The organism is Streptomyces sp. NPDC021356 (assembly GCF_040641015.1).
In the GTDB taxonomy this organism is placed as follows: Bacteria; Actinomycetota; Actinomycetes; order Streptomycetales; family Streptomycetaceae; genus Streptomyces.
The window spans coordinates 1-8765 of sequence record NZ_JBFACU010000008.1 but is presented as its reverse complement, the minus strand read 5'-3'; the positions used below and the strand labels follow the sequence as shown (position 1 = coordinate 8765).

The window sequence follows — 8765 nt, the reverse complement described above, 5'->3', positions numbered from 1 at the left end:
AACGGGCACGAGTGGTCAACGGGCACGAGTGGTCAACGGGCACGAGTGGTCAACGGGCACGAGTGGTCAACGGGCACGAGTGGTCAACGGGCACGAGTGTTGGCCGGGGGACGCGCGTCGCCGCTGTCCTCGTCCAGGCCCGCGAGCAGGCGCAGCGCGTCCTCGGTGGGGCTGCCGGGGGCCGCGGACAGCACCAGCAGCTCCATGCCCGTCTCGTCCGGCAGCGCGAAGTTCTCCTGGTGCAGTTCCAGCAGTCCGACCAGCGGATGCCGGTACGCCTTGCGGCCATGGGTGCGCGAGCGTACGTCCGCGCGGGCCCACAGGCGCCGGAAGCGCTCGCTTCCCATCGCCAACTCGCCGATGAGCGAGGCCAGTCGGGGGTCGTCGGGGTGTTTGCCCGCGGCCAGGCGCAGGTGCCCGACGGCGTCGAGGGTGCAGCTCTCCCAGTCCGCGTAGAGGCCGCGCTCGGCCTCCTCCAGGAAGATGTGCCGGGCGGTGTTCAGGCCCGGTATCGGCCGGCCGTGCAGCAGCCGGCCCAGGCGGTTCCCGGCGAGCACGTCCAGGCGGTGGTCCATGATCAGCGCGGGTGCGTCGGCGACCAGGTCGAGGACGCGCAGCAGCTCCGGCCTGACTCGCCCGCTCGGCGCCTTCGCGCGGCGGCGGGGCTGCCGGGCGAGCCGGTGGAGGTGCCCGCGCTCGGTCTCGTCGAGGCCGAGGACGCGGGCGAGCGCGTCGAGGACCTGCTCGGAGGGCTGGGTCGCGCGGCCCTGCTCCAGGCGTACGTAGTAGTCGACGCTGACTCCGGACAGGTGCGCGACCTCTTCACGGCGCAGCCCTTCGACCCGGCGGCGGCGGTCGGTGGGGATGCCGGCGGCCGCGGGATCGACCCGGGAACGCCGGGTCTTCAGGAAACCCGCGAGATCGTCCATGTCCTCCAGTATGGACTGGGCGGTGTCCGTGAAGGTGGCCCTGTGGATACCAGGAAGTCCCGTCCGACGGAAGTGGCGCCCCTGAACACCGGGCGCCATGTCCCCGACGATCGAAGGCGTCCGTTCCTGATCCGAGGGAGACGCCATGAAGACCCTGATCGTCCACGCCCACCCGGAGCCGAAGTCGCTCAACAGTTCACTGAAGGACCTCGCGGTGTCCACCCTGGAGAGCGCCGGGCACGAGGTGCGGGTGAGCGACCTGTACGCGATGAACTGGAAGGCGGTCGCGGACGCCGCGGACTACGGTCCCCACGCCTCCAGTCCGCTCAAGGTCGCCCGGGACTCGGGCCGGGCCTTCGATGCCGGGACGCTCACCGCGGACGTCCGCGCCGAGCAGGAGAAGCTGCTGTGGGCCGACACGATCGTCCTCCAGTTCCCGCTGTGGTGGTACACGATGCCGGCGATCCTCAAGGGCTGGGTGGACCGGGTGTTCACCTACCACTTCGCGTACGGCGTCGGCGAGCACAGCGACACCAGGTACGGCGAACGCTTCGGCGAGGGCACCCTGGCGGGCAGGAGGGCCCTGCTGTCGGTGACCGTCGGCGGCCCTCAGCCGCACTACTCCGCGCGCGGGATCAACGGGCCGATCGACGATCTGCTGTTCCCGATCCACCACGGCATCCTCTACTACCCGGGCATCGAGGTGCTGCCGCCGTTCGTGCTGTACGGCGCCGACCGGATGACCGACGAGGACTACCCCGACGTCGCCGAGGCCTGGGAGCGGCGCCTGCGCACTCTGGAGACGACCGAGCCGATCGCGTTCCGGCGGCAGAACTTCGGGGACTACGAGATCCCCTCGCTGCACTTGAAGGAGGGGCTGGAGCCCGTGGGCCGCACGGGCTTCGGGCTGCACGTACGCGGCTGACCGCCGACGACGGACGGCGTGCGCGGCCGACCGCCGATGACGGGACGGGACGGGCGGGGGCGCGGGCGGGGGGGCGCCCCTTCCGGCGGGACGCGTCAGCCGGGTCAGTCGCGGCGGCGGGCGTTGAGGCGGGCGGCCTGGCGGGTCAGGTGGTCGCGTTCGGCGAGGTCGGGTGCCTTGTGGGCGGCCTCGGCGTACAGCCGTGCCGCCGTCGCCAGGTCGCCGTCGCGTTCGTGGAGGTGGACCGCCACCGCGGTGTGGCGGGGCAGCGAGGCGTCCAGCTCGGCGAGGGCCGCCAGGCCGGCGCGCGGTCCGTCGGCCTCACCGACGGCGACCGCGCGGTTGAGCCGTACGACGGGACTGTCGGTGAGGCTCGCCAGTTCGTCGTACCACTCGACGATCTGGACCCAGTCGGTCTCCTCGGCGGTGGGTGCGTCTGCGTGGAGGGCGGCGATGGCGGCCTGGGCCTGGAACTCGCCCGGCCGGTCGCGGGCGAGGGCCGCCTGGAGGACGGTGACTCCCTCGGCGATCAACGCGGTGTCCCACCGGCCGCGGTCCTGCTCGGCGAGCGGCACGAGGCTGCCGTCGGGCGCGGTGCGGGCGGCGCGCCGGGCGTGGTGGAGCAGCATGAGGGCGAGCAGTCCGGCCACCTCGGGGTGGTCGATGGCGGCCGCGAGTTGCCGGGTGAGCCGGATGGCCTCGGCGGCCAGGTCGACGTCGCCGGAGTAGCCCTCGTTGAACACCAGGTAGAGGACGCGCAGCACGGTGGCGACGTCGCCGGGCCGGTCGAGGCGTACGCCGGAGACGGTGCGCTTGGCACGGCTGATCCTCCCCCACTGCCTTAAGGGCGTGGGAGGTACCCCCACGCCATGGTCGCCTCGGGCACCAGGTAGGCGCGGGCGATCTGGCGGGTGGTCAGCCCGCCGACGGCGCGCAGCGTGAGCGCGACGGCCGACGAGGGGGTCAGCGAGGGGTGGGCGCACAGGAAGTACAGCTGGAGGGTGTCGTCCTCGGCGGGTGCGGGGCCGGGCACCGGTTCCTCGTCGAGGCGTTCCTCACGCCGGCGGCGGGCTGCGTCCGCCCGCCTCGCGTCGAGGAACTTGCGCCAGGCGACGGTGATCAGCCAGCCCTTCGCATCCCGGATGGGCTCTCCCTCGCCTCCCCCTCCCCCGGCCCGGGAGCCGGGGGAAGCGAGGGCCGGGCGGGCGCGCAGCGCCTCCAGAAGTGCCTCCTGCACGGCGTCCTCGGCCTCCGCGAAGTCCGCTCCGCGGCGTACGAGGACGGCGAGCACGTTCGGGGTGAGGCTGCGCAGCAGGGCCTCGTCCATCGGTGGGGTCACTCCGTGATGGTGGGCGGCGCGGCCAGGAAGGGGCGCAGCTCCAGCCACTCGTGGATCGGCTTCCCGCCCGCCCCGGGGGCGGCCGACAGCTCCCCGGCCAGCTCGACGGCGCGCTCGTAGCTGTCGACGTCGATGATCATCCAGCCGGCGATGAGGTCCTTGGTCTCGGCGAACGGGCCGTCGGTGACCGGCGGGCGCCCCTCACCGTCGTAGCGGACCCAGGCTCCCCCGGGGGCCAGCGCCTGACCGTCGACGAACTCGCCGGTCTTCTCCAGCCGGGCCGCGAAGTCGTTCATGTACTGCACGTGCGCCGAGACCTCCTCCGGGCTCCACTGGTCCATCGGCACGTCGTTGACCGCAGCCGGGGCGCCGCGGTAGTGCTTCAGCACCAGGTACTTGGCCATCGTGGTTCTCCTCGGTTCTCGTGCGGCCCATTGTGGCCGCCTGCGCCCCTGGGACGGAGCCGGACGCGGGTTCTCGACATCGCCGCCCGATGTTTCTTTCGGCCTGTCGTGAATGTGTCTCGGAGACTGGGCCGACCTGGTGGAATCGGGTGGTCAGGCGCGGTGGATCGCCTCGCGGGCCGGGGCCGGGAGGGACAGTGCGGACAGGACGGTCGCCGTGGGCGCGCCGGGGACGTACGCGGCCTCGGCCGCCCGGCGGTAGTGGCGGCGCGCCGTGTCGTGGTCGCCGCGGGCCTCGGCCACGCGGGCGAGGCCGGCCAGGGCGCGCACGCGGTCGCCGATGCTCCTGACCCATCGGGGGTCCAAGTGGTCGAGCGCCGTACGGTACAGGTGCTCCGCCTCGGTCGTGTCGCCCGCCGTGAGGGCGAGGTCGGCGAGTGCGCGCCGGGCCGCCGCGAGGCCGGCGGGGCTGCCGGCGCGGCGGGCCAGGGCCGCGGCGCGGGTGAAGTCGGCGCGGGCGGCGGCGGGGTCGGCGGCGGCCAGGTGGTCGCCCCGGGTGACGAGGAGGTCGGCGGTGTCCGCGAGGGCGCCGAGCCGTCCGGTGAGGGCGAGCGCCCGGTCGATGAGGGCGACGGCTTCGGCACGGTCGCCGCGGACCGCCGCGACCGTGGCCAGGGCGTCCAGGGTCAGCGCGCCGCCCCAGCGGTCGCCGAGCGCGTGGAAGGTCTCGGCGGCGGTGCGCAGGGCGTGTCCGGCGCGCTCCGGATCGTTCTCGCCGAGGGCGCCGTAGGCGGTGACGTAGTGGGCGACGGCCCGGGTCCAGGCGTCCGGGCCCGTGCGCCGGGCGGAGACGAGGGCGTGGGCGCGGTGCGCGTCGCCGTCGGTGGCGTTGCGCAGGACCCACAGCAGCAGCGCGGCCGGGTGGCGGCCCTGCCCGGAGCCGGACCACACGCTCTCCATGGCCTGTTCGGCGCGGGCCCGGTGCCGCCGCCACACCGTCCGCCCGGTCCCGGGGGCCCCGTCGCCCTGCCCGGTCCCGGGGGCCCCGTCGCCCTCGCCGTCCTCGCCGTCCTTTCCGTCCCCGGCGGACACCGCCAGCAGGAGGCAGACGGCGAATTCCTCGTCGTAGCCGGGCGGTGGTTCGCCGTCGATGATCTCCAGGAGGCGGGCGGCGTGCGGGGCGGCGCAGCCGGGGATGCCGCGGATCCACAGGGAGTGCGCGGCGGCGGCGAGCAGCGCGAGGGCCGTCTCCGGCTCGGGCGCCTCCACCGCCCGGCGCACGGCGGCCATGAGGTCGTCGTGCTCGCCGCCGAGCCGGGCCAGCCAGTCGAGCTGGGCCGGGCCGCGCAGGTGCGGGTCGGCGGTGCGGGCCAGGGTGAGGAGGTGTGCGGTGTGCGCGCGGTGCACGGTGCCGGGCTGGTCGGCCGACGCGAGCTGCTCGGCGGCGTAGGCGCGGACCGTCTCCAGCATGCGGTACCGGCCGCCCGTGTGCTCCAGGAGGGACTTGTCGGCAAGCGCCTCCAGCGTGTCGGGGTCGGTGCCGCACACCGTGCGTGCGGTGGCGGGGGTCGCGCCCGCGTGGAAGACGGCGAAGCGCCGGGCCGCGCGGCGTTCGGGCTCGGGCAGCAGGTCCCAGCTCCAGGCGACCACCGAGCGCAGGGTGCGGTGGCGGCCGTCGCCGGTGCGGGCGCCGCGCGCGGCCATGCCCAGCCGGTCGTCGAGCCGTTGCGCGAGGTCGGCGAGGTCTTCGAGGTGCAGGGTGCGCAGGCGGGCGGCGGCCAGTTCGACGGCCAGCGGCAGGTTGTCCAGGGCAGCGCACACCTGCCGTACGGTGTCGGCGCAGGTGTCCGCATCGGCGTCGGGGGCGGGGACGGGGACGGGGGCGGGGGCGGTGTGTGAGTCAGTGTGTGAGTCGGTGCGCGGGGCGGTGCGCGCGTCGGTCCCCGCCGTGGCGGCCGGTCCCGGGCGGACGGCCGCGGCACGTTCGGCGAACAGCCGGGCGGCGTCCTCGGGCGCCAACGGCCTTACGGGATAGAGGTGTTCCCCGATGACGCCGAGCGGTTCCCGGCCGGTTACCAGGACGCGCAGGCGCGGGCCGGCCGCCAGCAGCCGGGCGGCCAGGGTGGCGGTGACGGACAGCAGGTGCTCGCAGTTGTCCAGGACCAGCAGCAGCGCACGGCCGGCCAGGGCGGTGACGATCCGGTCGTCCGGGGACGGGTCGTCCGCGCCGAGGTGGAGGCCCCCGACACTCAGCCCGAGGGCGGTCAGCAGTGCACCGGGTACGGCCGACTCGTCTCCGAGCGGGGCGAGTTGGACGAAGCACACCTCGCCCGGTTCGGCGGTGGCCGCCGCGACGGCCAACCGTGTCTTGCCCACTCCGCCGGGCCCGGTCAGCGTGACCAGGCGGGCGCGCCCCAGCAGCGCGCCGACTTCCGCGACCTCCCGGTCCCGGCCGATGAGCGCGGTCAGCTGCGCGGGCGGCCGGGCGAGGGCGGGAGTCGGGTCCTGGCGCAGCAACTCAGCGTGGACAGACACGAGTTCGGGGGACGGGTCCGCGCCCAGTTCGTCGGCCAGGTGGCGCCGGGTGGTCTCGTACGCGGCGAGCGCGGCGGCCTGGCCGTCCAACGCGGACAGGGCCCGTATCAGCAGGGCGGCGGCCCGTTCCCGCAGCGGGCAGCGGCCGGTCAGTTCCCGCAGCTCCGGTACGGCCGTACGGTGGCGGCCGAGCCGCAGGTCGGCCTCCAGACGGTCTTCGAGCGCGGTCAGCCGCAGTTCCTCCAGACGTACGGCGGCGGCCCGCGCGCTCCCGGAGTCGGGCAGGTCGGCGAACGCCTCGCCCTGCCACAGCGCCAGGGCCTCGCGCAGTACGCCGGCGGCGCCGGCCCAGTCGCCCGAGGTGAGCGAGGTACGGCCGGTCCCGGCGAGGCGCTCGAACCGGTGGGCGTCCACGGTGTCGTACGGCACGACGATCCGGTAGCCCGTGCCCGACCGTTCGAGGGGCGCCGCGTCCCCGAGGGCCGAGCGCAGCCGGGACATCTGGGACTCCAGGGCGTGCGCGGACGGCGGACGCCGGGGGTTGGACTCCTCGGCCAGGCGGTCGGCGGGGACGGGCCGGCCGGGTTCGAGGAGCAGCAGCGCCAGCAGCGCGCGGCGCGCCGGGCCGCCCAGCGCGACCTCGGCTCCGTCGTCGCGGTGGGCCCGGGTGGCACCGAGGAGGGTGAAGCGCATACCGCCGATTATTCACGGCTGGGGGCGCCGCCGTCCGCGGGCGTCGCGTCACGCGGGCGTGATCGGCCCGAGGTAGGTGCCGCCGGAGACGTCGATGGTCTGGCCGGTGACGTAGCGACCGCCCGGGCCGGCGAGGAAGCCGACGACGTCCGCGACGTCCTCCGGCTCCCCCAGCCGTCCCAGCGCCGTGATCGCCTCCAGTTCGGCGACTATCTCGGGTACGGAGTGGTAGCCGGCGGTCAGGTCGGTGCGGATGGCGCCCGGGGCCACGGTGTTGACGGTGATGGAACGCCGGCCGAGTTCGTTGGCGAGGGTCGGGGCCAGCGCCTCCAGGGCCGCTTTGGTGAGTGTGTAGCCGATCTGTACGGAGACGGCGAACCGGCTGGCCGTCGAGCCCACGTTGACGATCCGGCCGCCGTCGTTCAGCAGGGGCAGCGCGCGCTGGGTGACGAAGAACGGCGCGCTGACGTTGATCTCGAAAAGCTCGCGCAGCTCCTCCGGGGTGACGTGGGCGATGGGGTGGCCCGAGCCGATGCCCGCGTTGTTGACCAGGATGTCCAGCCCGCGCCCGGACAGGCGGGGTGCCAGCTGCGCGAACAGCGCCTCCACGGCGCCCTGTTCACCGAACCGCGCCTGTACCGCGAAGGCCTGCCCGCCCTCCTTCTCGATCCGCTCCACCGTCCGCGCGGCGGCCTGCTCGTCGGTGCCGTAGTGCACCGCGACGCACGCGCCCTCGGCGGCCAGCCGCAGCGCGACGGCCCTGCCGATCCCCCGCGACCCGCCGGTCACCAGCGCCGTCCTGCCGTCCAGTTCACCCATGGTTCCGCTCCCCTCGGAGTCCGCCCGGCCGCCGGTGGGCCGGTACGTGCCTCACCCTCCCGAGCGGCGCTCACCGCACGCTCACCGCGGGTTCACCGCGTGCACCGTCCCGCGCAACAGCCGTCTCCCACCTGGCGGTCAGCATGCGGATGCGTGTTCCCCTCTCGTTCCCCTCCCGCCCGCGAAGGAGCAACGGCAGTGACGTCGGACACACCGGGGCATCGCGGTCTGCCCGTCCGCCCGGACGGACGGTCGTGGCAGACGTGACCGCGCGGCCGGGCCCGGCAGACGGTCCGGTGGTCGGTCCGGTGGTCGGTCCGGTGGTCGGTCCCGGCGGGCGGTCCCGGCGGGCGGACTCAGCCGGTCACCCTGCCGGTGCCGGTCGCCGTCCCGGTCAGGGCCGGTCGGGCGCGGCCGACGTGGGTGTGGACCCAGTCGGTGATCTGCCGGGTCGGGGTGCCGGGGGTGAACAGGGCCGCCACGCCGAGCGCGAGCAGCGGCGGGATGTCGGCATCGGGGATGATGCCGCCGCCGAACACGGTGATGTCCGTGGCGTCCTGCTCCTTCAGGAACTCCACCACCTGCGCGAAGAGCGTCAGATGGGCCCCGGAGAGCACGGACAGGCCGATGCCGTCGGCGTCCTCCTGGAGGGCTGTCTCGACGATCTGGCGAGGTGTCTGGTGCAGTCCGGTGTAGATGACCTCGATGCCCGCGTCCCGCAGGGCGCGGGCGATGACCTTGGCACCGCGGTCGTGACCGTCGAGGCCGGGTTTGGCCACGACGACGCGGATGGGGGCGGCGGCGTGGGGAGCGGTGCTGCTACTGGTGGGCATGGGAGTCCTCGTTCGGGGTCAGTGGGCGTCCGTGGGGGTGTACGTGCCCCACACCTCGCGCAGCGCGTTGCACACCTCGCCCACCGTGGCGCGGGCGCGCAGGGCGTCCTTCATGGGGTAGAGGACGTTGTCGTCGCCCTCGGCGGCCTTCTTCAGGGCGATCAGGGCGGTGTCGACGGCGTTCTGGTCGCGGCCGGCGCGCAGTGCGGCCAGCCGTTCCGCCTGCTGGGCCTCGATGGCGGGGTCGACGCGCAGCGGCTCGTACGGCTCCTCCTCGTCGAGCTGGAA

At 74.7% G+C, this 8765-nt stretch carries 7 protein-coding genes and 1 pseudogene; 1 reads left to right on the top strand and 7 read right to left on the bottom strand.

What is annotated here, in order from left to right; genetic code table 11:
• Nucleotides 1–83: 83 nt before the first annotated feature.
• Entirely contained in the window at nucleotides 84–929 is an 846-nt protein-coding gene (locus tag AB0G56_RS12415) for a helix-turn-helix transcriptional regulator (protein ID WP_360967705.1), read from the bottom strand.
• 145 nt (nucleotides 930–1074) lie between these two features.
• Between AB0G56_RS12415 and AB0G56_RS12410 the strand changes: the two genes are divergently transcribed.
• Nucleotides 1075–1854, top strand: a complete 780-nt coding sequence (locus AB0G56_RS12410) for an NAD(P)H-dependent oxidoreductase (RefSeq protein WP_360967702.1) — start codon at nucleotides 1075–1077, stop codon at nucleotides 1852–1854.
• 104 nt (nucleotides 1855–1958) lie between these two features.
• Here the strand turns inward: AB0G56_RS12410 and AB0G56_RS12405 are convergent.
• The 6 genes and pseudogenes from AB0G56_RS12405 to AB0G56_RS12380 form a co-directional block, all read right to left on the bottom strand.
• A pseudogene (locus AB0G56_RS12405) lies at nucleotides 1959–3181 on the bottom strand (DUF6596 domain-containing protein).
• A gap of 8 nt (nucleotides 3182–3189) precedes the next feature.
• Entirely contained in the window at nucleotides 3190–3597 is a 408-nt protein-coding gene (locus AB0G56_RS12400) for a YciI family protein (protein ID WP_360967699.1), read from the bottom strand.
• A 153-nt stretch (nucleotides 3598–3750) separates the two neighbouring features.
• Nucleotides 3751–6825, bottom strand: coding sequence for a BTAD domain-containing putative transcriptional regulator (locus AB0G56_RS12395; RefSeq protein ID WP_360967696.1), 3075 nt, complete (start codon nucleotides 6823–6825; stop codon nucleotides 3751–3753).
• Nucleotides 6826–6873: 48 nt separating this feature from the next.
• Complete coding sequence (locus tag AB0G56_RS12390; protein ID WP_360967693.1) at nucleotides 6874–7644, bottom strand: SDR family oxidoreductase; 771 nt, start codon at nucleotides 7642–7644, stop codon at nucleotides 6874–6876.
• A gap of 356 nt (nucleotides 7645–8000) precedes the next feature.
• Nucleotides 8001–8477, bottom strand: coding sequence for a cobalamin B12-binding domain-containing protein (locus AB0G56_RS12385; protein WP_360967691.1), 477 nt, complete (start codon nucleotides 8475–8477; stop codon nucleotides 8001–8003).
• A gap of 18 nt (nucleotides 8478–8495) precedes the next feature.
• On the bottom strand, nucleotides 8496–8765 hold a 270-nt coding region (locus AB0G56_RS12380; RefSeq protein ID WP_360967688.1), incomplete at its 5' end, for a methylmalonyl-CoA mutase family protein.